We start from the raw sequence: 22489 nt of genomic DNA, 5'->3' as shown, positions 1-22489 counted from the left end.
TTACTGACGGAGATGACCACGCGTTGCCATCCAGGATCCCGTTGTTTCGGAATGCGGAGAGCGTCCCGTCCGTGTTGATCCGCACGAATTCCGCCATACCGTCGTTGTTCAGATCGGCGAATCGCATGCGGAGCGGGTCCGTCGTGCCGGGACTGGCTGCGATTACTGACGGAGATGACCACGCGTTGCCATCCAGGATCCCGTTGTTTCGGAATGCCGAAACCGTCCCGTCGGTATTGAACCGAAGGAGGTCTGCATCTCCGTCACCGTCGAGGTCCGTGCTCTGGGAATCTGCCACAGCTTTCCCGGACCCCGCCTGCCACTGCTCCACCGTCTCACCACGAAGGACGCTGAGCAGTGCTCGCTTGTTGTCGAGACTCTCGACCTTATCTCGGTCCTCGCTCAGGTGGATGTGCCAGAGGTGCGAGCTGTCGGAGGTTACGGTGCCGTCGTAGCGGAAGTCGTAGCCTTCGACAGAGGTGTCATTGTCGGCTTGACCGTAGAACTCACGCCATCCGTTGAGGCGCGGATCATTCGAGTCCCGGCCGGACGCCAGGAGCCGGTTTGAGTAACGAGAAATGTTGGTGTAGTTAGATGCCGCAGCCGTTACGTCAGAAGGGAGTTGCTGATCCGCTCGGGGGTCGATCGGGTGGGTTGCCAAAGAGAGACTTTGAGCTTCAGGGAAGGTCCAGTCGTAAGCGGCGGCCTTGTCCGAAGGGCCACCCTTGTCCTCATCGTCGCGAACAGAATAGTCATTCGACCCGTTGGCGGCGCGTGTGTTGTGGTAGCCCGACTTGTTGGCGTAAATGCCGCCGTTTTCCGTGCCTTCTTGAAGTTTCAGGAGTTCTTCCATCAACCACCAGGAGGCAGAGGCAATTCTCGCTGGATTCGGATTGTCTGCCGCGCTGGCTGGTGCCGGAGTCGCGAAAGCGCCGACCACCAGTATTGCTGAAGCGGTGATCGAGGCTGCGACAAGCCTAGATTGGATTCCTGCCATTTCAGTTCTAATCGCCGATCGGAGTTTCACTCATTCGCTTTCATTTTAGTTGCTCGTGGATGCAGTGCGCCGGCCGACGCCCTGCCATCAGCTCGTTGTAATCAGTTGGCGATGGCGAGCCTTGCCTCGGCTGATTCTCGCGCACTGGAGTGAATGGCGCTGACCTTATTCACTACCGAGGTTTTGATGGCTGATAAACTCTGCCGATAAACCGCCTCTGCCGGGTTTTAGAGCAGGGGTGATTCGGGCCCCCGCCGCGCGGTGAAGGTGCCCACCGACCCATGATTATTGGTAGGAAACTTTTACCAGAGTTTGTGAAATTTGTCTACCCTGGAGACTGATTTGAATAAGGCTCTAGCCTCGGCCCTTCGTCAGGGTGTTCAAGGATTGGGCTAAAAACGCAGAAGTGGCTAGTGATCAGGGTAAATAGGACTTGTCGAGAGTCCTGTAATACTCCGACGTCACTTCGCCTATCTGCGCTGGTAGTGGGATCGGCGGGCTCGGCTAGCTGCCGAAATTCAGATGACCGGGATCCCGGCTGAGTACACAATCGGACGCGCCTACGAACAGTCGGTACCACCATGGCGGGCCAGAGCGGCCGCCAGACAGCGCGGTGAGGTGAGCGGCGGACACCAACGCGGACCGCCCCCACGGGTCGCGCGCAGTGGACACCCCGAGGATCCCTCAGCCGACGCTAAGACCGCTGTCACTGCCCGTTCCTAGCGTGTGCGGGCATGGCGACACCACACGTATCCGTGCCGACGACCGCCACCCGAGCGGCTCGCGCCGAAGCCTGGTTGAGCTGCGTCGCGCCCCGCTCGGCCGCCCGGCTGCGGCTGGTGTGCCTGCCGTACGCCGGCGCCGGCGCTGCCGCGTACCGGCCGTGGGCCAGCCTGCTGGGCGACGACGTGGAGGTGTGGACCGCCCAGTTGCCCGGCCGTGAACGTCGGTTGGCCGACCCGCCGCTGAGCACGATGGACGAGCTGGCGCCCCCGCTTGTCGACGCGATCGTCGCGCGGGTGCCGGCGCCGTTCGCGATCTTCGGCCACAGCATGGGCGGTCTGATCGGGTACGAGGTGGCAGCGCGCCTGGTCGCGCGGGGCGGCCCCGTACCGCGGCGTTTGGTGGTGTCGGCGGCCCGTCCGCCGCGAGACGCCGCGCCGTTCGGCGCGGCCCACCGCCTCGACGACGCGGCGCTGACCCGGTGGCTGCACGACCTGGGCGGGATCCCCGACGAGGTGCTCGCCGACCCGGGCCTGTTGGAGCTGATCCTGCCCACCGTGCGGGCCGACCTGACGGTGGTGGCGTCGTACCGGCCGGCGACCGTGCCGCCGCTGCCGCTGCCGGTGGACGCGGTGGCGGCGGCCGACGATCCGCTGGTCAGCCCGGACGAGGTCGCCGGCTGGGCGGCCTGCACCGACGCCGGTTTCTCGCTGACAGTCGTGCCCGGCGGTCACCTCTACCTGCACGACTCCCCTCCCCCGCTGTCCCGCCTGCTCGACGGCGGGGCGGCCACCGACCGCGCGTACGTCGAAGGGGCCACCCGATGACCCAGGACCTGCACCCGGACCTCGCCGACCTCACCCCCGAGCAGCGGGAGTTGCTGGCCCTGCGTCTGCGCCAGGGCCGCGCCGGCCAGGCCCGTGCCGACCGACCCGACACTGCCGCGCCGACGCCGACAGCCGCGAGCTATCCGCTCTCCTTCACCCAGGAGCAGCTCTGGTTCCTGGATCGGCTGGAGCCGGGCACGCCTGTCTACAACGTGCCCTTCGCCGAGCGGATCAGCGGGCCCCTGGACGTCGCGGCGTTGCACCGGGCGGTCAACGCGGTGGTGGCCCGGCACGACGCGCTGCGCGTCGTGTTCGCGTCCGTCGACGGCGTCGTCACCCAGCGGGTGTCGGACGCCCTGGAGGTGCCGCTGCCGGTGCTCGACCTGACGGCGGTGCCGCAGTCGGAACGGCAGGCCGCCGTCGACCGGGAGGTCGCCGCGCACGCGGCCGTCACCTTCGACCTCACCAGCGGGCCGCTGCTCGCCGTACGGCTGCTCGCCCTCGCCGCCGACGAGCACCTGCTGTTGGTGACGGCGCACCACATCGTCTTCGACGCCTGGTCGGCAGGCGTGTTCGTGGAGGAGCTGGTGAGCTGGTACGGCGAGTTCGCCGCCGACGTGCCGGCCGGGCTGCCCGCGCTGCCCACCCGGTTCGTCGCGCACGTCGCCGCCCGCCGCCGGCCGGAGGCCGAACGGGAGCTGGCCGGTCACCTGGCGCACTGGCGGGAGCGGCTCGCCTCGGCGCCGGCCCGCTCGACGCTGCCACCGGACCGCCCCCGGCCGCCGGTGCAGACCCACCGTGGCCGCAGCCTGCCGTTCACCGTCGACGCCGACGTGACCGGCGCTCTCGCCGGGCTGGCCCGGGGCGCCGGGGCGACAGTCAACGCGGTGGTCCTCGCCGGGCTGACAGCCCTGCTGCGGCAGGCCACCGGCCAGGACGACCTGCTGCTCGGCATGCCCGCCGCCGGGCGGGCGAGCACCGACCTGGAGCCGCTCATCGGCTGCTTCGCCACCATGCTGGTGCTGCGGGTGGACACCGGTGGCGACCCGAGCGTGCGCGACCTCGTCCGGCGGGTGCACCGCACGGTCAGCGAGGCGTACGCGCACCAGGAGGCCCCGTACGCGCGGGTGGTGGAGGAGGTCCGCCCGGTCCGCGACCCCAGCGTGAATCCGCTGTTCCAGGTGCTGGCCACGATGACCGACGGCGGGGTGCCGCAGCGGCAGGCCGCCGGAGTCACCTTCCGCCCGGTGCCCGCGGAGAGCGGCCTCACCGACTTCGACCTGTTCGTCAGCCTGACCGTCCAGGGTGACCGGATCGAGGGTGCAGTCGACTTCAACGCCGACCTGTACCTCGACGAGACGATCGCCGCGACTGTGGGCCGCCTGCCGGAGCTGCTGCGCGCCATGGCGGACGCCCCGCACCGGCCGCTGTCGGAGGTGACCGGGCTGCGCCGGCACCGCATCGCCCTGGCGGCCACGTTCACAGTGGACCCACTGCGCGACCCGGTGGAGTTCTGGCTGCGCTTTCTGCGCGTACCCGCGTCGGTAGAGCTGGCCGGGTACGGCCAGTTGGTGGCCCACCTGCTGGCGGGGCCGGCGGCCGACGCCACGGTCTGCCTGCTGCGGTGGGAGGACTGGCTGCGCCGGCAGGACGACACCGCCGGCGAGGCGGCCCTGGACGCGGCGATGGACGACCTGGACGCGGCGGTGGCCGCGTACCGGCGGCGCACCGATGCCCCGTTGCTGCTGGTGGTCTGCCCGGCGTCGCCGCGCGCCGCGGAACGGCACGGCGAGCGGTCCGGCCGGCTCGACGACCGGCTGGCCGCGTTGGCCGCCCGCACCCCGGGGGTCCACGCGGTCTGGGCGGCCGACCATGCCGACGCCTACCCGGTGGCGCATGTGAGCGACGAGCGCGCGGACGAGTTGGGCCACGTGCCGTACACGGGTGAGTACTTCGCGGCGCTGGGCACGATCGTGCTGCGGGAGCTGCGGCGGCTCGTCGGCCAGCCGCGCCGGCTCGTGCTCGTCGACGGCGAGCGGCTGCCTGTCGACCGGCTCGCCGACGCGTTGCCCGGTCACGACGTGCGGGCGTTCTCGGCCGGCGAGCTGGCCGCCGCAGACCCGGCCACGACCGTGGTGCTCGACACCGACGCGGAGGCCGTCGCGGCGCTGCGCGACGCGTACCCCGGCGTGCTGGCGCTGGCCGTGCCGGCCGGATGGGACGAGCTGCGTCGGCTGCTCGCCCACGTCTGGCCGCTGGACCCGCCCGCGCCGGTGCCGGCCAGCGGGGCGAGCGGGCTGCTGACGACGATCGGCGCCGAGCGGGCCGCGTACGTGGTCGAGGAGTTGAGCACCGCTGCGGCGATCGCCGAGCGCAGCCGCCCGGCCCCCGCGCGCGTCGACACGGACGACGAGGAGGTCGTCGCGCCGCGCACCCCTACCGAGGAGCGGCTGGCCGGTCTGTGGGCCGCCGCACTCGGTGTCGAGCAGGTGGGCGTGACGAGCGACTTCTTCCACCTCGGCGGCCACTCGCTGCTCGCCACCGGCCTGCTGTCGCAGGTGCAGGCCGAGTTCGGCCGGGAGGTGTCGCTCTACACCCTGTTCACCAACCCGACGGTGGCCGGGCTCGCCGCCGTGCTGGACGCCGACCCGGACGCCACCGCCCTTGCCCCGCTCACGCCCGCCCCGCCGGGAACACCGGCGGTGGCGTCCTCGGCGCAGGTGCGGCTCTGGGCCCTGGACCAGCTCGGCGACGACGTGGTCCGGCACAACACCACGGCCGCCGCGGAGCTGCGCGGCGACCTCGACACGACCTCGCTGCGGCGGGCGTTCGACGACGTGCTGGCCCGGCACGACGTGCTGCGGACCACTTTCGCCGACCGGGGCGGCGAGCCGGAACCCGTCGTCCGTCCGCACGTCGACCCGTGGCTGGAGACGCTGGACCTGACCGGTCTGCCGGCGGCGAAGCAGGCCCGGGCGGTGCGCCGGGCGGCCGCCGAGCTGGCCGCGCACCGGTACGACCTGGCGGTCGGTCCGCTGGTGCGGGCCCGCCTGCTGCGGCTGCCGGACCAGCGCTGGCACCTGCTGCTCGGCATGCACCACATCGTCTGCGACAACACCTCGTGGAGCATCCTGCTCGACGAGGTCGCCGCCCGGTACGCCCACCACGCCACGGGCGTCGACAGGCCGCTGCCGCCGCTGCCTGTGCAGTTCGCCGACTACGCCCGACACCAGCGCGACTGGTTGGCGTCGGCGGCCGTCGAACCGCATCTGACGTACTGGCGGGGGCGGCTCGCCGACGCGCCGCCGCTGCTGGACCTGCCCACCGACCACCCCCGCCCGGCGGAGCGCTCGGACGTCGCCGGCTACCAGGCGCAGCGGCTGGGCAGCGGGCTCGGCGCGGCGGTGCGGGAGCTGGCCCGGGCGGAGGGGGTCACCCCGTTCGCCGTGCTGCTGGCCGGTTTCGCCGCCCTGCTGCACACCGAGAGCGGGCAACCGGACGTGGTGCTCGGCGCACCCACCGCGGGCCGGGAACGCGCCGAACTCGCCCCGCTGATCGGCTGCTTCGCCGATCTGCTGCCGCTGCGGATGGACGTGGGCGGCCGGCCCACCTTCCGGCAGTTGGTGACGCGGGCATACCGCACGGCGCGGGAGGCGTACCGGCACCAGGGGCTGCCGTTCGCGACGATCGTGGAGGCGCTGCGGCTGCCCCGGCAGGCCGCGTACCACCCGCTGTTCCAGTGCGTGCTCAACGTCCTCGACGGTCCCGACGAGTTGCCGGACTTCGCGGGGCTGACCGCCACGCCTGTCGACGTGCCGAGCGTCGGCGTCGACTTCGACCTCTTCCTCAGCGTCACCTGGCAGGGCGACGACCTGCATGCCGACCTGGCGTACCGGGCCGACCTGTTCCTGCCCGAGCGGATGGTCCGCCTACTGACCGGGCTCGCGAAGGTGCTCGACGAGGGGGTGCGCCGACCGGACGCCCCGCTCGGCGGGGGACGGCCTGCGCCAGCGCCCCGCCGCCTCGCGCCACCGGCGCCCCGGCTGGTCGTCGGCGGGACCGTCGAGGTGCCGGGGCTGGCGGCGACCGTCCGCTTCTGGACCGGGCTGCTCGGCCTTCCGCACGCCCTCGAACAGCTCGCGCCCGGGGCGCTGCTGCGGCTGCTGCGCGACCCGGCCGCCGGCCTGGCGACCGGCCGACGGGACCACAACGTGCTGATGCTGCGCTGGGAGGACCGCCGCACACCCGGCCCGCTCGGCGCGGGCGTCGTCGGGCTGCGCGACTTCTCCACCGAGCTGCTGGCGGCACTCGACGTCCACCGGGGACACAGCGCGGCGGCGCTGACGATAGTGGTGTGCCCGCCGTCGCCGCCGTACCGGACGTCACCGTGGAGCGCCGTCTTCGCCGAGCTGACCGCGCGGCTGGCCGAGGCCCGGCCGGACGTCGACGTCGTCGCGGTCGAGGCGTGGGCGCGGCGCTACCGGGTGCCGGAGCTGTTCACCGGCGACGCCTGGTCACCGGAGCTGGCGGCCGTCACCGCGACGCTGCTGGTGCGGCGGGCGGTGCGGCACCCGGCCCTGGGCCGGCTGGTCGTACCGGCCGGGCCCACGCACCGGCAGGCCGAGCTGGCAGGGCTGCTCGCGGCCCAGGCCCGGTCCGGGCGCGAGGTGCTGCTCACCACGGCGCCGCAGGGCGCGCAGCTGTCCGCGCTCGTCACCGCCGGGATCATCGGGTACGCCCCGACCCCTCCCACGGACGCGGCCACGCTGGTCCTGCACCCGGTCGCCGAACCCGCGCCACCGGACGCCCTGGCGCTGCCCTTCGACCCGGCGCACGGGCCGGTGGACGTGCTACGGGGCCTGTGGTCTCTCGATGCGGCCGTCACCGGGGCCGTCGACGCGCCTGTCGACCGGATTCCCGCCGGGCTGCTCGCCGAGGTGGCCACCGAACTGGGCGACGCGGTGGCGCTGCGCGGCGCGGTCACCGACGGGTACCGACGCTCGGCCGACCGGGCCGCCGCCGCGCCGCGTACCGACCGGGAACGTCAACTCGTGGCGATCTGGTCGGAGCTGCTGCGCACCAGCCAGCTCGGCATCAACGACGACTTCTTCGCCGTCGGCGGTGACTCGCTGCTCGCGATGCAGCTCGTCGCCCGCTGCGCGGCAGCCGGCATCCAGGTCACCCCGCGCCAGCTCGTCCGCCACCCCACGGTCGCCGAGCTGGCCGCCAGCCTCGGCGAGTCGACCCCGAGCGGAACCGTGACGCTGGACGCCGAGCAGGGCGCGGTGCACGGCGACGCGCCGTTGACCGGCGCGCAGCGCTGGTTCACCGACCTGGTGGCCCCCACCATGGGCCGGCCCGCCCTGTTCAACCACCCCTACTACCTCCAGTTGGCCCGTCCGCTGCCGGCCGAGCTGGTCCGCGAGGCGGTCCGCCGGCTGGTGGCCCAGCACGACGCGCTGCGGCTACGCCTGAGCCGTCAGCCGGACGGGAGCTGGCGTCAGCACCACGCCGACCCCGCCGACGCGGTCCCGTTCGTCAGCCACGACCTGACCGGGCTCGGTGTCGACGAGCGGGAGGCCGCCGTCGAGGCCCGCTGCGCCGAGGCGCAGACCGCCCTGCACCTCACCGTCGGCCCGCTGGCCCGGGTGGCGCACTTCCGGCTCGGCCCGGAGCTGCCCGACCGGCTGCTGCTCGTCAACCACCACCTCGTCGTCGACGCGGTTTCCCGGGGTGTGCTCCTCGCCGACCTGGAAACGCTCTGCGACCAGCTCGAACGCGGGGTCGAGCCGGCGTTGCAGGCGAAGACCACGTCGTACCGCGCCTGGGCGCGGCGGCTCGCCGAGTACGCGGGCTCCGCGGCGCTGCGCGAGCAGGTGCCGTTCTGGCTGGCGCAGGCCGACGACGGCGTGCTGCCCCGGCTGGCCGACGAGCCGACCGCCACGCCGTTTCGCCTCGGTGACCTGGGCCTGGCGACCGTGACGCTGGACGAGGCGGCGACCCGGGGACTGCACGCCGCCGCCCGGCGACTGCGGGCCAGTGTGCGGGACCTCCTCGTGTGGGCGGTGGTGGCCACCGTGGCGGGGCGAACGGGTGGCGCGGTCACCGTCGCCACGACCGGCCACGGCCGCGAACCGCTCTTCGACGACGTGGACGTCAGCCGCACCACGGGCTGGTTCCAGGTGCTCTACCCCCTGCGGCTGGAGCTGCCCGCCACCGCCGACGCGGCCCGCTCGGTCCGCTCGGTGATCCGCCAGCTCGGCCGCGTCCCGGACAACGGCATCGGCTACGGCCTGCTGCGGTACCTGTGCCCCGACGAGGACGTCCGAGCCCGGCTGGCCGCGACGCCGCCGCCGCTGGTCGCCGTCAACTACATGGGCGGCTTCGGATTCGACGACGTCGCCCCGGCCAACCAGCTCCTCGACATCTGCGCGGCGCCGTTCGGGCCGACCGAGGACCCCGACGGGCACTGGCCCTTCCCCTTCGACGTGACGGGATCGCTCACCGGCCCCGCGCTCCGCGTCGATCTGAGCTACGCCACTCCGGCCTTCCGGCCGGAGACCGCTGAGAACCTGCTCGACGGCATCCGGACCAGCCTGTTGCGGCTGGCCGGACACCACGGGCAACCGCCACGGCAGTAGGAGGAGACCCCATGGCGTTCCGACGCCCGTCCCGGTTCGCCGGGTTCACCACGATCTGGTTCGGCCAGCTGCTGTCGGCGCTCGGCACCCGGATGACGAACTTCGCCCTGAGCATCTGGGTGTGGGACGCCACCGGCCGGGCCTTCGACCTGACCATGCTGATGGCGTTCGCGTTCGGCGCGACAGTGATCTTCAGCCCGATCGCCGGCGCGCTCGTCGACAGGTGGGGACGCCGACTGACGATCGTGCTCAGTGACGTCGGCTCGGCGATCACCACGGCCGCCGTGCTGCTGCTGTTCCTCAGCGGCTCGGTCGAGGTGTGGCACCTGTACCTGGTCAACCTGGTCACCGGCGCGTTCCTCGCGTTCCAGCTGCCGGCGTACCAGGCGACCATCACGGTGATGATGGAGAAGGGCCAGTACCCGAGGGCCAATGCCATGATGTTCGCGGTCCGGACCATCCCGGTGATCTTCGCGCCCGGCTTCGCCGCCGCGCTGCTCGGCCTCATGGACATCAAGGTCATCCTGCTCGTCGACGCGCTGTCCTACCTGGTGGCGATCGGCGCGGTGCTGCTGGTGAAGCTGCCGCCCATCCCCCGCTCGACGCAGCAGGACGAGGGCGGCTTCTGGTACGACACGGTCTACGGCTTCCGCTACATCCTGGCCAGTCGGGCGTTCACCGGGCTGGAGGCGATCATGTTCGCCATCAACGTGCTCGCCGCGGTCGGGTTCGCCCTGCTGGTGCCGCAGATCCTGGCCCGCACCGACAGCAGCACCAACGCGGTAGGCCTGGTGCAGACCATCGGCGCGGTGGGCGGTGTGGCAGGCGCGCTACTGCTCGGCCTGCTACCCAACACTCGCCACAAGATCCGCCGGATGCTCATCGCCATCCTGGTCTTCAGCGTCCTCGGCCGGATCATCTACGGCGTCGGGGACAGCATCATCGTCTGGTCGGTCGCGCTGCTCTTCCTGCACCTGTCCATCCCCTTCATCGACGGGTACGCCCAGTCGGTGTGGCAGGAGAAGGTCGAGCCGTCGCACCAGGGCCGGGTCTTCGCCGCCCGCCAGTTCATCGAGGACCTGGCGTACCCCGGCGGCACGGCCCTGGCCGGCATCGCCGCGGACCGCTGGTTCGAGCCGATGATGCGCGACGGCGGGCCGGGGGTGCCGTACTTCGGCTGGCTCGTCGGCAGCGGGCCGGGCGCCGGAATGGGCCTGATCTTCGTGATCGTGGGCCTGTTCGGCATCGGCGTGGCCGCTGCCGGGTTCGCCTCGCCGAGCATCCGCCGGATGGAGGTCGACCTGCCCGACTACGACGAGCCCACCGACCCGCCCGCCCCGCTACCGTCGCCGAGCGGCACCGAGGAGCTGACCGACGACCGCGCGGTGGTGGCCAAGTGACGCTCACCGAGGTGGTGGCCGGCGTCCTGGAGGTCGACCCGGCCGAGGTGACCGACGAGTCCGGGCCGGAGACCATCGGCACCTGGACCAGCCTGCGGCACCTGCAACTGGTGGTGACCCTGGAGGAGGTCTACGGGCTCTCCTTCGCCTTCGAGGAGATCCGCGACGTCCGCAGCGTCGGCGAGCTGCGGACCGTGCTGCGCGCCAAGGGCACGGAGACCCGATGAGCGCCGAGTTGTTCACCCGCCGCACCCGCTGGCAGGCCATCGCCCGCCACCCGTCGGTGCCGACCCTGCGCGTGGCGCTGCTGGCCAGCTACACGGTGGACCCGCTGGTGCCGTACCTCGGCCTGGGCCTGCACGACACCGGCCTGCCCGCCACGCTCGCCGTCGGCCCGTTCCAGCAGGTCGTCCAGCAGTGTCTCGCCACCGACGGCTTCCTCGCCGAGGCGCGACCCGACGTGCTGGTGGTGGCGCAGCGCCTGGAGGAGGCCGGCGATCCCGGCTCGGCCGGCGACGCGTGGGCGACGGAGCTGCTGGCCGGGGCGGAGGCGGCCGTCACCGCGGCGCGCCGCCACGGCGCCCTGCTGGTGTACGTCCTGCCGCCCGTCCCCGCCTCCCGCCCGTACGGGCCGGCCGACGCGCTGCACGCCGACGGGGTGACCGCCGGCGCCACAGCCGTCCGGCAACAGCTGCGCGATCGGCTGGCCGGCGACCCGTGGGTGCTGCTGGTCGACGCCGACGAGGCGGTACGGGCCGTCGGAGACGAGCGGGCGTACCACCCGGCGCTGTTCCGGTTCGCGAAGGTGCCGTACACCGAGGAGGTCTTCGCGCGGCTCGGCGCGGCCACCGCCGCTCTGGTGGCCTGGTGGTTCGGCGCGGGTTGCCGCGCGCTGGTCCTCGACGGCGACGGGCTGGCCGGTGGCGCCGTCCACCTGCTGCCGGCGCTGCGTGACCTGCGCGCCTCCGGCGTACGGGTGGCGTTGCGGGCCACCGGCGTCGACTGGTGGTCGAGCGCCGCCGCCACGGACCTGCTGAGCGTGCTCGACGGCTGGGTCACCGACGACCAGCCCCTGGCCGACCAGCTCGCCGAAATCGCCGACGAGTTGGACGTCGCGCCGGCCCAGCTCGTGCTGGCCGGCACCGGTCCGGCGCAGTCGCCGCCGCGACACGTACCGCTCGGTGCCGACCCGGCCGGCTGGTCGGACGAGCTGCGGGCGGCGGGACTGACCGACCGGCTCCCGGCCCGACGGTGGAGCGGCGGCACGTCCCGACCCGCCGTCGCGCCCACCGAGCTGTCCCTGGACGACTTCGTGGCCGGCCTGGACGTGCACGTCGACTACCGGCCGGTGGCAGCCGACGGCGTCGCCGAGGTCGCCGAGGTGGTCGCCCGCGCGCACGATTTCGCGCTGGCGCCCGCCCCACCGGCCGCCGCGCTGGCCGCGCGGGTCGCCGACCTGCTGGCGATCCGGGTACGCGACAGGCTCGGCGACTACGGCACCGCGGGCCTCGTGGCGCTGGACCGGTCCGTCGACCGCTGGACAGTCGACGTCTTCTCCCTCTCCTGCCCGGTGCTCGGCAAGGGCGTCGAGGCGGAGGTGCTGCGGGAGCTGACCCGGCGTGCCGGCGCGGCCGAGGTCGGCGAGGTGCTGGTCCGCTTTGCCGACACGGGCCGCAACGGCACCGCCCGGCGCTTCCTGTCCGAGCTGGACGGTGTCACGCCCGCCGACCCCCGGGTCCGGCTACGCGCCGCCCGCACCGACGCCGACAACGACACCACGGCCGACCGGGCCACGACGGACCGGGCCACGGCAGTTCGGGCCACGACGGACCGGGCCGCGGCGGTGCGGCGATGAGCGGCCCGCCGGTAGGCGTCGGGGTGGCCGCCCTGGCCCACGTGCTCGGGGAGCCCGTCGACGTGGCGGCGGCCGCGACCGCGTACACCAAGGATCTGGACCGTCTGCGGTCCTGGGAGTACCGCGCCTTCCACCGCGCCGGCCCCGGCGTGGGGGTGACCGACCTGGCGGTGGTGGCCGGCGGCACGGCCCTGGACCGGGCCGGGTTGTCCGCCGCCGACGTGGACCTGGTGGTGCTGGCGATCCCCGACCTGGCCGAGTACCTCTACTGGGATCCGGCCGCGCACACCCAGGCCCGCCTCGGCGCGCACCGGGCCGAGGCGGTGCTGCTCAACCAGGCGTGCGGCGGTGGGGTGGCCGCGTTCGACACGGTGGCCGGACGGTTCGCCACCCACCCTGAGTACCGGACGGCGCTGCTGATCGGCGCGAACCGGGTGTGCGAGCCGTACTGGAACCGGATGGAGGTCAACACCAGCGTCTTCTCCGACGGAGCGGCGGCGGCCGTGCTGGTGCGCGATCACGACAGGTGCCGCTGGCTGGCCACCAAGACGATCACCGACGGCCGGTACGCGGGCTTCATGCGCATGCCCGTCGGTGGCGCGGCGCAGCCGTTCACCCCGGACGGCGGAACCCCCCGCGTCGGCGACCCGGCCGACCGGCTCAACGAGTTCTTCGCAGGCGACGTACGCCGGATGTTCCGGTTCGTCGCGACCATCCGGGAGCGCAACCGGCAGGTGGTGGAGGCGGCGTGCGGCCGGGCCGGCGTGACGCTTGCCGACATCCGCCGGTTCGTGCACTTCCACGACAACGCCCGACAGTTCGCCGAGCTGGCCAAGGACCTCGGCGTGGAGTTGGAACGGACGAACGTCGAGCTGGCTCTCGCCCACGGTCACATCGGCTGCGCCGACCAGCTCATCGGCCTCGAACGCCACCTGGACAGCGGCGAGCTGACCGACGGCGACCTGGTCGCCCTGACCAGCACCGGCAGCGGCATGCACTGGGTCTGCACCCTGCTGCGGGTCTGACCTGCCGCACCCAGCGACGGGAGCACCGTGCCGGCCCGTCGACGACCACCCCGCCCGGCGGGAGAGGAAGGACACCGACCATGCGAGACGAGGAGGTCCTGCACCGGATCCGCCGGCTGCGCCGACCCGACGCGGCCGCCGACCCGGAGCTGGCGCCCGCCCTGGTCCACCTGGACGACGCGGCGGTCACCGTCGTCGCGTCCGCCGGTCGGCTGCTCGCCGACGTGCCCGTCGAGAAGCTGACCAGCCCCGACTTTCCGCTGCGCCCGCTGCGGGTAGCGGTCACCGGCACGTTCACGCCGGGCACGCTGGAACCGCTGCTGCGGGTGGCGCTGCTGCGCATCGGCATCGCCCCCGAGATCCACGTCTCCGGCTTCGACCAGCTCGTGCTCGACCTCAGCGATCCCCGCTCACCACTCGCCGAGTTCCGGCCCGACGTCACGCTCTGCCTGCTGCACGACGGCTGGTTCCTGCCGAGCGAGTGGGACCCCGGCGACCTGGCCGGCCTCGCCGACGTGCTGGGCGAACGGGCCGGCGTGCTCGCCGCCGCGCTGCGCGGATACGCGGCCCGCACCGAGGGCGCGGTGCTGCTGCACACCGTGCCGCTGTCGCCGCCCGAGCACCGCGGCCTGGTCAGCTTCCGCGGCCGGGCCGAGCTGGGGCGGATCTGGCGGGAGCTGAACTCCCGACTGTTGGAGCTGGGCGAGCGCGACACGACGTACACGGTGGATCTAGAGACGCTGCTGGTGGACCACGACGGCCCGGTGCGCGACGAGCGCCTGTACCGGTTCGCCAGCATGGCGTGGACGTCCACCGTGGAACGTCGGTACGCCCACGAGGCCGCCACCTTCTGCCGCGCGGTCCTCGGGCGGACGGCGAAGGTGCTCGCGCTGGACCTGGACAACACCCTCTGGGCGGGCGTGCTCGGCGACGACGGGCTCACCGGCATCCGGCTGGGCACCGACTATCCCGGCAACTGCCACCGTGACGTGCAGCGCCGCGCCCTGGCGCTGCGCCGGCAGGGCGTACTGCTCGCGGTGTGCAGCAAGAACGACCCCGACCTGGTGACCGAGGCGTTCGCGCAGCACCCCGACCTGCTGCTGCGCGCCGACGACTTCGTCGCCCAGGCGGTGAACTGGGGGCGCAAGGACGAGAACCTGCGCCAGCTCGCCACCACCCTCAACCTGGGCCTGGACGCCGTCGTGTTCGCCGACGACAGCCCTTTCGAGTGCGAGCTGGTACGCCGCGAGCTGCCGACCGTACGGGTGGTGGAGCTGGCCGGCGACCCGGCGGGCTTCCCCACCAGGCTGCTCACCGAGGGGCACTTCACCGTGCTGGCCACCGGGGCCACCGACCGTGAACGCACCGAGCTGTACCGGGCCCGCGCCGGGCGGGAAAGCTTCGCCGCCACGTTCGACTCGGCGGCCGACTACCTGCACGAGCTGAAGCTGCGCGTCACCGTCCGGAAGGTCGACGAGCACAGCCTGCCCCGGGTCGCGCAGCTCGGGCTGCGCACCAACCAGTTCACCATGACCGAGCGCGCGCACACCGAGGCGCAGACCCGGGCGCGCGCCGGCTCCCCCGACCACCTGGTGCTCACCGTCGAGGTGACCGACCGGTTCGGCGCCGAAGGGCTGGTGGGCGGCCTGTGGCTGAACCGGGACGACCCGGACGCCTGGGTGATCGAGAACTTCGTGCTCAGCTGCCGGGTCTTCTCCCGGGGCGTCGAGCAGGCGGCGCTGCACCGCGTGGCCGAGCTCGCCCGAGCCGCCGGCGCGACCCGGCTGGAGGCCCTGTTCCGCCCCACCGCCCGCAACAAGCCCGGCGGGGCCGTCTGGCCCGCCGCCGGGTTCACCGTGGGCTCCGTCGACGACGGCACCACCCGGCACGTGTTGCCGCTGCACCCCCCGCCCCGGCTGCTGCCGGCGTGGATCGCCCTGGAGGAGGGAGACATCCGTGCCTGACCTGTTCACCACCGTCGCGGGCCTCATCGAGCAGGTCGCGGACGTACCGGCCGAGGAGATCTCGCCCGACGTCCGGTTCGCGTCGCTCGCCAACTGGACCAGCCTGGAGGCGCTGCGTCTGCTCTCCGCGCTGGAGGACGACCTCGGCGTACGCCTGGACCTGCGGGCGTACCTGGCGGTGACCGCGGTCGGCGAGCTTGTCGACCTGGTCGCCGGCGAGCTGGACGGGGTGACCCGGTGACCGCCACCCGCACCGAGGCGCCGCCGATCGCGCCGACCCGGCTCGCCGACGCCGACCTGGACCTGTTGCTGCTGATCCGGCACTTCGAGCTGGCGCTGCTGGACATGTTCGGCAGGGGCGAGCTGCACGGCACCACCCACACCTGCCTGGGCCAGGAGTACGTGCCTGTGGCGCTGCGCCCGCTGCTCACCGACGACGACTTCGTGTTCAGCAACCACCGGGGGCACGGCCACTACCTGGCCCGGTTCGCCGACCCGCACGGCCTGCTGGCCGAGGTGATGGGCCGCGAGGGCGCGGTGTGCCAGGGCGTCGGCGGCAGCCAGCACATCCTGCGCGACAGGTACCTGTCGACGGGGGTGCAGGGCGAGAGCGTGCCGGTGGCCGCCGGGGTGGCGCTGCACCTCAAGCGCACCGAGCCGGGCCGGCTGGCGCTCGTCTACCTGGGCGACGGCACCTGGGGCGAGGGCGCCGTCTACGAGGCGCTGAACATGGCCGCGCTGTGGGGCCTGCCGCTGCTGCTGGTCGTGGAGAACAACGGCATCGCCCAGTCCACGCCCACCGTCGCGCAGCTCGCCGGCAGCATCGGCGGCCGGGCACGCGCGTTCGGGGTGGACCACCTGCGGGTCACCTCCACCGACACCGAGGTGGTCCGGGCCGCGCTGACGCCGGTACTGCGCCGGGTCCGCGAGCGGTCCACGCCGTACGTGGTGGAGCTGCTCACCCACCGGGTGGGACCGCACAGCAAGGGCGACGACAGCCGTCGCCCGGAGGAGATCGCACACGCGCGGGCGCACGACTGGTACGCCCGCTACGCGCAGGCGTACCCGGAGCAGTTCGGTGTGCACGACGAGCGGCAACGGACGTACGTGGCGCAGGTCGTCGCCGACGTCGCCGGCCGGCCGGCGAGCCACTGGGCGGAGGTCGACCGTGGCTGAGCGGGTGGTGGAGAACCTCAACCAGGCGTTGCACACGCTGCTGGCCGACGACCCCGCGCTTACCGTGCTCGGGGAGGATCTGGTCGACCCGTACGGCGGGGCGTTCAAGGTGACCCGGGGGCTGTCGGCGCGCTGGCCGGACCGGGTGCTGTCCACCCCGTTGAGCGAGGGCGGCATCGTCGGCGTGGCCGGTGGGCTGGCCCTGGCCGGGCAGAGCGCCATCGTCGAGATCATGTTCAGCGACTTCGTGGCCCTGGCGTTCGACCAGATCCTCAACTTCGCCAGCAAGTCGACGGCCATGTACGGCCGGCGGGTGCCGATGCGGCTGGTGGTGCGCTGCCCCAGCGGCGGCAACCGGGGGTACGGTCCGACGCACAGCCAGAGCCCTCTGAAGCACTTCGTCGGCATTCCCGGGCTGAGCCTGCACGAGGTGTCGCCGTTCCACGACAACCGGGCGGTGCTCGCGGGCATGCTCGCCACCGGCCGGCCGGGCCTGCTCTTCGAGGACAAGGTCCTCTACACCAGCCGGATGTACGCCGACGGCGTGGTGGACGAGCTGTTCCGCTACGACCTGATCGGCCCGGCCGGCGACGTGGCCCGGGTCCGGGTGGACGAGGAGGAGCAGGCCGACTGCGTGCTCGTCGTACCCGGCGGCCTGGCCACCCGGGCCGTGGCGGTGGCCCGGGAACTGCTGCTGCGCGACGACATCGTCTGCCAGGTGCTGGTGCCGTCACGGCTGTGGCCCCTGGACGCCGACACCCTGCTGCCGCCGATCGCGCGGGCCGGCCGGGTGGTGGTGGCCGAGGAGAGCACCGCCGGTGGCACCTGGGGCGCGGAGCTGGCGCAGGTCGTGCACCGGCGGCTCTGGGGAGCGCTGCGGGCGCCGGTACGCCTGGTGCACTCCGCGGACAGCGTCATCCCGACCGCCGCGCATCTCGAACGCACAGTGCTGGTGCAGGACACCGACATCCGCCAGGCCGTGAAGGAGGTCGTCAGTGGTGACTGACCTGGTCGTCCCCAAGCTCAACAACAACGACACGACGTACGTCCTGCTCGACTGGCTGGCCGGGGACGGCGAGCAGGTGCGCGCCGGCGAGCCGATCGCCGAGGTGGAGACCTCCAAGGCGGCCGAGGAGCTGCTCTGCGACGGCGACGGGGTCCTGCACCGGCTCGTCGAGGTCAACCGGGAGTGCGCCCCGGGCGACGTCATCGGCCACGTCTTCGACAGCGAAGAGGCCCGGCAGCGCTTCCTGGCCGAGGCGGTCACACCGAGCGGGCCGGCGCCCGAGACTCAACCCGGCGGGCCGGTGCTCACCGACTCGGCCCGGGAGCTGGCCGCCGCGCACGGGCTCGACGACGCCGAGCTGCGCGGCCTCGGCAAGGCGGTCGTGCGGCGTACCGACGTGGAGCGCCTGCTGGCCGACCGGTCGGCGGCGCCCGCCGCGACGACCGAGCCGGTGGTGGTGGCCGCGGCCGCCGCGCTGGCGGCCGGCGACGGCCCGGAGCCGGACGATCCGCGTCAGGTGCACACCCTCTCCCGCGCCCAGCGCGCGGTGGCCGCCGTGGTCACCGAGTCCCACCGGGAGGTGCCGGCGGCGCTCGCGGTGATCAAGGTCCGCGCCGACGCCGCCCTCACTGTGGCCCGTGACCTGACCCGCGCGACCCGCACCCTTGTCGGCCTGCCGGAACTGCTGGTCAAGGCCATCGGCGGGTTGCGCGAGCACCACCCGTTGCTCTTCGCCTCACCCGGCGACGGCAGCAGCGTACGACTGGCCGAGGCGGCCCACGTCGGCGTCACCATCGACGTCGGCACGGGGCTGTTCATACCGGTGGTCCGGGACGTGGAGGAGCTGACCTGCGCGGAGATCGCCGAGACGCTGATGGACTTCCGCTCCCGGGCCGGCGGTGAGGGCTTCCGGGCGGGTGAGCTGGCCGGCGGGACCATCGTCGTCTCCCTGCACACCGACCCCGACGTGGTGCTCGCCGGGCCTATCGTCTTCCCCGGTCAGACCTGTGTGGTGGCGATCGGCGGCACGCAGGACGAGTTGGCGCTGGACACCGACGGCCGGGTCGTGACGCGCCGGTTCGTCAACCTCAGCGCCGTCTACGACCACCGCGTGGTCAACGGGAGGGAGGCGGTCGCCTTCCTGCAGGCCGTGAAGGCGGCCCTGGAGTCCCCCGACCAGCTCGCCTCGGACCTCTCTTAAGCGAATGGTGTCGCTGCACTGATCGTTGGCAGCGCAGCAGTGGTGTGGCCGGCGTGTCGCACTGCTCAGCTGCCAGCGATCACCAGCGGCGGCGGCTGCTCCGGTGGGGAGGGCCGGGTCCGGGGCAGGGTGGCCGCTGCGGTCAGGCAGAGAGCGGCGGCGGCGACCAGCGGTGGACGGCCACCGAGGTGGACGGCGGCGGCGCCGAGCGGGATCGTCAGCACGAGAGGCCCGAACATCACTGTGTTCGCCGTCGCGGCGACCCGACCGAGCAGCGCGGGCGGGGTGTGCGTCTGCACGGCGGTCACCGCCGCGACAAGGGTCCACGGCAGCCCGACGCCGGCGATCGCGGCGCCCGCGACAGTGGCCGGCCACCAGGGCAGGCAGCGCGCCACGCAACCCACGGCGAACAGCACGGCCCCGGCGACGGCGACGGCGGCCGGACCCCGTCGGGCGAGGAGCCGTCCGACGATCAGTCCACCGAGGATGGAGCCCGCACCCTGCGCGCTGGCCAGGACTCCCAGGAACGTGCTCGGCAGCCGTAGATCGGTGATGACGATCGCGTAGACGGCCGCGGTGGTGAAGCCGGACATGGCGATCGACACGGCCGCGAGCACGAGCGGTACGCGGGTCGTGAGCTGTCCGGACAGGACCGCCGCCCCGGCGCGTGGACCCTGGCGCCGCTGGGTCGACCGTTCGAATGGGATCCGGTTCAGGCGCACCGCCAGGTACAACACGGCGACCACAAGCGGCATGGCCGCGCTGAGAACCGCGACCGCGTGGCCCCCGTGCCAGGCGTAGAGGCCCGCGCCGACCACCGGGGCGACGAGCTTCATGCCTTCCTGGGCGCTGGAGCGCCATCCGTTCACGTCGCCGAGGTCCGTTGGCGAGAGCGCGGACGGCAGCAGCGCCGTCTCGCCCGCGTCGATCAACACGTAGCTGACACCGTAGGCGCACGAGACGGCGAAGACGAGCCACGTCTGACCCGGACCCCGGACGGCGAGGAGCGTCAGCAGCGCGGTCGCCAGCAGGAGGTTGACGGCGATCACCAGCGGTCGTCGGGGCGTCCGGTCGAGCAGGCCGCCCAGCCATGGCCCGGCGAGCACCGGGGCGTACACGCAGAGCCCGGCCAGGGCGGCCAGGGCGGTGGAGCCGGTGAGGTCCAGGATCCAGATGCCGGACACGAGGGCCATGGCGCTGCTGCCGAAGCCGGACAGGACCGAGATCGCCACGAGCAGAACCGCGTTGCGCCGCATGAGCCCTCCAGGTTGAGTCGAGGTGACTCACATCCTGTTTCTTGAGCCCGGCTGGGGCAATACCGGCAGGCGACGTCAATGAGGCGTTGACAACACGGTGCCCATCGTCGTCGCCAGCGATCGCACCGGCGGTGGCAACCGGTCGCCTGCGGCGTCGAGGTCGGCACGGAGGTGCAGGGCCAGCGCGTAGAGCGAACCCGGGTCGGCGTCCAGAGCGGCGTCGACAGTGCTCCGCACGAGTGCCGCCCGGTGGAACCGCGAGTCCCACCGCCGGTCCGTCGCGATCCAGCGGCCCAGGTCGGCCACCGCGCCGCGCACCGCCACGATCTGCCTCGGGTAGTCACGGTCGAGGTCGTGCCGCCGCGCACGCCGAGCGACCAGGAGGCGCTGCCGGCGTTGCTCGGCGGCCTGCCGACTGCCGAGCCCCAGCGCGGTCGCGATCTGCGCCCAGGTCGCGCCCTCGTGACGCGCCCGGTCGATCAGCTCCGCCTCCCGCTCGTCCAGGTGGGCACGGGCGGCACGGACCTCGGCCAAGCCGGCCAGCGGCGTCGTCATTCGTCAACATTACATTGACAGTCCGGCGACGCGGGCGGCTAGCTGACGCTCAGCCCGGCAATGAGGATCTCGACCATGCGGCGCGCGTCGTACCGGGGGTCGGCCGCGCCGATGCAGAGGTTGCCGACGCCGCGCAGCAGCTCGACGGCGCTCAGGTCGGTACGGATCTCGCCCGCGGCGGCGGCCGCGTCGAGCAGGTGGGCGCACACCGGTACCAGGCGGTCGAGGAAGTAGGCGTGCAGGGTCTGGAAGGCGGCGTTGTCGGACTGCAACGCCTCGGCGAGACCGTGCTTGGTGACCAGGAAGTCGACGAAGAGGTCGATCCACTGCGCGAGGGCCGCGTACGGCGTGCCACCGGCGGCCAGCAGCGCCGGACCGGCCTCGGCGCAGGCCTCCACCTGATGCCGATAGACGGCCACGATCAGGTCGGCGCGCGTCGGGAAGTGCCGGTAGATCGTGCCGACACCGACGCCCGCCCTGGCGGCGATCTCGCGAACGGGAACGTCGACGCCGGACGCCACGAAGGCCGCGGCAGCGGCGTCCAGGAGCGTCGCCTCGTTGCGCCGCGCGTCCGCCCGCTTGCGCGGCGTCGACTCCCGCCGCGACGCCGCTGCCGTCGATCCGCCGTCGATGTCGGCCACCGCGCCCCAACCTCCCATGATCAGTGTTGGCAAAACGGAACCGTGTTCCGTATATTGGTTAGCGGAACACGGTTCCACTTGTTCAGGATGCCAGAACGGGTGGGCCACGACCAGCCACACCCCTTGCGCACGGAGGATCAGCCATGCAATACCGCACGTTGGGTCGTACCGGCGTCCAGGTCAGCACACTCGTGCTGGGCGCCATGAACTTCGGCAAGCTGGGACGCACCAGCCAGGACGAGGTCACCGCGATCGTCGACGCCGCCCTGGAGGGCGGGATCAACCTGATCGACACCGCCGACATGTACAGCCAGGGCGAATCGGAGGAGATGGTCGGCCGAGCGATCGCCGGCCGCCGCGACGACATCGTCCTGGCCACGAAGGCCGGCATGCCGATGGGCGACAGGCGCGACCACCGGGGCAGCTCACGCCGCTGGCTCGTCACCGAGCTGGACAACAGCCTGCGCCGCCTCGGCGTCGACCACGTCGACCTCTACCAGATCCACAGGTGGGACCCGACCACGAGCGACGAGGAGACGCTGTCGGCGTTGACCGACCTGCAGCGGGCCGGCAAGATCCGCCACTTCGGCTCGTCGACCTTCCCCGCGTACCGCATCGTGCAGGCCGAGTGGGCCGCGCGGGAACACCACCTGAGCCGGTACGTCACCGAGCAGCCCAGCTACTCGATCCTGCAACGCGGGATCGAGAGCCACGTCCTGCCGGTGACCCAGCAGTACGGCCTCGGCGTGCTGGCGTGGAGCCCGCTCGCCTCGGGCTGGCTCTCCGGCGCGGTCCGGGCGGGCCAGGAGATCACCACCAGTCGGTCGACGATCCTGCCGGAGCGCTTCGACACCACGCTGCCGGCCAACCGGGCCAGGATGGACGCCGTCGAGCGGTTGGCCACGCTCGCCGACGAGACCGGCCTGACCATGATCCAGCTCGCGCTCGGGTTCGTCACCGCGCACCCCGGCGTGACCAGCGCGATCATCGGCCCCCGCACGGTCGACCACCTGCGCTCCCAGCTCGCCGCCGCGGACACCGTGCTCTCCGCCGACGTGCTGGACGCGATCGACGCGATCGTCGCGCCGGGCGTCGACCTCGCCGCACACGAGAAGTTCGACACCCCGCCCGCCCTGCTCGACCCAGCCCTGCGCCGCCGCTGACCCCGGCGCGGGGCGCCACGTCGGTGCGCCGCCGACGTCACTCGCCGATTCGGTGAACC

General features: G+C 72.8%; 16 protein-coding genes and 1 pseudogene. 12 read left to right on the top strand and 5 right to left on the bottom strand.

Translation table 11 applies throughout. The features are described 5' to 3' along the window. The coding region (locus tag AB0K10_RS16355) for an FG-GAP-like repeat-containing protein (RefSeq protein ID WP_363684261.1) at nucleotides 1-298 on the bottom strand (298 nt) is incomplete at its 3' end. Between the two features lie 18 nt (nucleotides 299-316). After that, a pseudogene (locus AB0K10_RS16350) lies at nucleotides 317-997 on the bottom strand (hypothetical protein); the annotation flags it as partial. Between the two features lie 734 nt (nucleotides 998-1731). Here AB0K10_RS16350 and AB0K10_RS16345 point away from each other — a divergent pair. The 11 genes from AB0K10_RS16345 to AB0K10_RS16295 all read left to right on the top strand — a co-directional run bounded on the left by AB0K10_RS16345 (nucleotide 1732) and on the right by AB0K10_RS16295 (nucleotide 18815). After that, on the top strand, nucleotides 1732-2547 hold the full coding sequence (locus tag AB0K10_RS16345; RefSeq protein ID WP_363684125.1) for an alpha/beta fold hydrolase: 816 nt from the start codon (nucleotides 1732-1734) through the stop codon (nucleotides 2545-2547). Next, complete coding sequence (locus AB0K10_RS16340; RefSeq protein ID WP_363684123.1) at nucleotides 2544-9188, top strand: condensation domain-containing protein; 6645 nt, start codon at nucleotides 2544-2546, stop codon at nucleotides 9186-9188. The genes AB0K10_RS16345 and AB0K10_RS16340 overlap by 4 nt, the downstream gene beginning before the upstream one ends. An 11-nt stretch (nucleotides 9189-9199) precedes the next feature. After that, nucleotides 9200-10588: an MFS transporter gene (locus AB0K10_RS16335; RefSeq protein ID WP_363684121.1), complete on the top strand. Its 1389-nt coding sequence runs from the start codon at nucleotides 9200-9202 to the stop codon at nucleotides 10586-10588. Next, nucleotides 10585-10815: an acyl carrier protein gene (locus AB0K10_RS16330; RefSeq protein WP_266243779.1), complete on the top strand. Its 231-nt coding sequence runs from the start codon at nucleotides 10585-10587 to the stop codon at nucleotides 10813-10815. The genes AB0K10_RS16335 and AB0K10_RS16330 overlap by 4 nt, the downstream gene beginning before the upstream one ends. Next, entirely contained in the window at nucleotides 10812-12443 is a 1632-nt protein-coding gene (locus tag AB0K10_RS16325; RefSeq protein ID WP_363684119.1) for a hypothetical protein, read from the top strand. Before AB0K10_RS16330 ends, AB0K10_RS16325 begins: the two co-directional genes overlap by 4 nt. Further along, nucleotides 12440-13468, top strand: coding sequence for a 3-oxoacyl-[acyl-carrier-protein] synthase III C-terminal domain-containing protein (locus tag AB0K10_RS16320; protein ID WP_363684118.1), 1029 nt, complete (start codon nucleotides 12440-12442; stop codon nucleotides 13466-13468). Before AB0K10_RS16325 ends, AB0K10_RS16320 begins: the two co-directional genes overlap by 4 nt. An 80-nt stretch (nucleotides 13469-13548) precedes the next feature. After that, nucleotides 13549-15432 (top strand): HAD-IIIC family phosphatase, encoded by a 1884-nt coding sequence (locus tag AB0K10_RS16315; protein WP_363684117.1) that lies wholly within the window; start codon nucleotides 13549-13551, stop codon nucleotides 15430-15432. Then, complete coding sequence (locus AB0K10_RS16310) at nucleotides 15425-15673, top strand: acyl carrier protein (protein ID WP_363684116.1); 249 nt, start codon at nucleotides 15425-15427, stop codon at nucleotides 15671-15673. Before AB0K10_RS16315 ends, AB0K10_RS16310 begins: the two co-directional genes overlap by 8 nt. After that, nucleotides 15670-16608 carry a thiamine pyrophosphate-dependent dehydrogenase E1 component subunit alpha gene (locus AB0K10_RS16305; RefSeq protein WP_363684115.1) on the top strand — a complete coding sequence of 313 codons (939 nt, stop codon included), beginning with the start codon at nucleotides 15670-15672 and terminating at the stop codon, nucleotides 16606-16608. The genes AB0K10_RS16310 and AB0K10_RS16305 overlap by 4 nt, the downstream gene beginning before the upstream one ends. Continuing rightward, nucleotides 16601-17614 (top strand): transketolase C-terminal domain-containing protein, encoded by a 1014-nt coding sequence (locus AB0K10_RS16300; protein ID WP_363684114.1) that lies wholly within the window; start codon nucleotides 16601-16603, stop codon nucleotides 17612-17614. Before AB0K10_RS16305 ends, AB0K10_RS16300 begins: the two co-directional genes overlap by 8 nt. Next, nucleotides 17607-18815, top strand: coding sequence for a 2-oxo acid dehydrogenase subunit E2 (locus AB0K10_RS16295; protein WP_363684113.1), 1209 nt, complete (start codon nucleotides 17607-17609; stop codon nucleotides 18813-18815). Before AB0K10_RS16300 ends, AB0K10_RS16295 begins: the two co-directional genes overlap by 8 nt. 65 nt (nucleotides 18816-18880) lie before the next feature. On the opposite strand, the gene AB0K10_RS16290 is transcribed toward AB0K10_RS16295, so the two are convergent. From AB0K10_RS16290 to AB0K10_RS16280, 3 genes are all read right to left on the bottom strand, one after another. Next, nucleotides 18881-20071 carry an MFS transporter gene (locus AB0K10_RS16290; RefSeq protein WP_363684112.1) on the bottom strand — a complete coding sequence of 397 codons (1191 nt, stop codon included), beginning with the start codon at nucleotides 20069-20071 and terminating at the stop codon, nucleotides 18881-18883. Nucleotides 20072-20146: 75 nt separating this feature from the next. Beyond that, complete coding sequence (locus AB0K10_RS16285) at nucleotides 20147-20626, bottom strand: hypothetical protein (RefSeq protein WP_363684110.1); 480 nt, start codon at nucleotides 20624-20626, stop codon at nucleotides 20147-20149. A gap of 38 nt (nucleotides 20627-20664) precedes the next feature. Next, on the bottom strand, nucleotides 20665-21285 hold the full coding sequence (locus AB0K10_RS16280) for a TetR/AcrR family transcriptional regulator (protein WP_363684259.1): 621 nt from the start codon (nucleotides 21283-21285) through the stop codon (nucleotides 20665-20667). 125 nt (nucleotides 21286-21410) lie between these two features. Here AB0K10_RS16280 and AB0K10_RS16275 point away from each other — a divergent pair, with 125 nt between their 5' ends. Then, nucleotides 21411-22430 (top strand): aldo/keto reductase, encoded by a 1020-nt coding sequence (locus tag AB0K10_RS16275; protein WP_363684108.1) that lies wholly within the window; start codon nucleotides 21411-21413, stop codon nucleotides 22428-22430. Nucleotides 22431-22489 lie beyond the last annotated feature (59 nt).

Source organism: Micromonospora sp. NPDC049274, assembly GCF_040678875.1.
GTDB lineage: Bacteria > Actinomycetota > Actinomycetes > Mycobacteriales > Micromonosporaceae > Micromonospora.
This window is presented reverse-complemented; position numbering and strand designations above follow the sequence as displayed.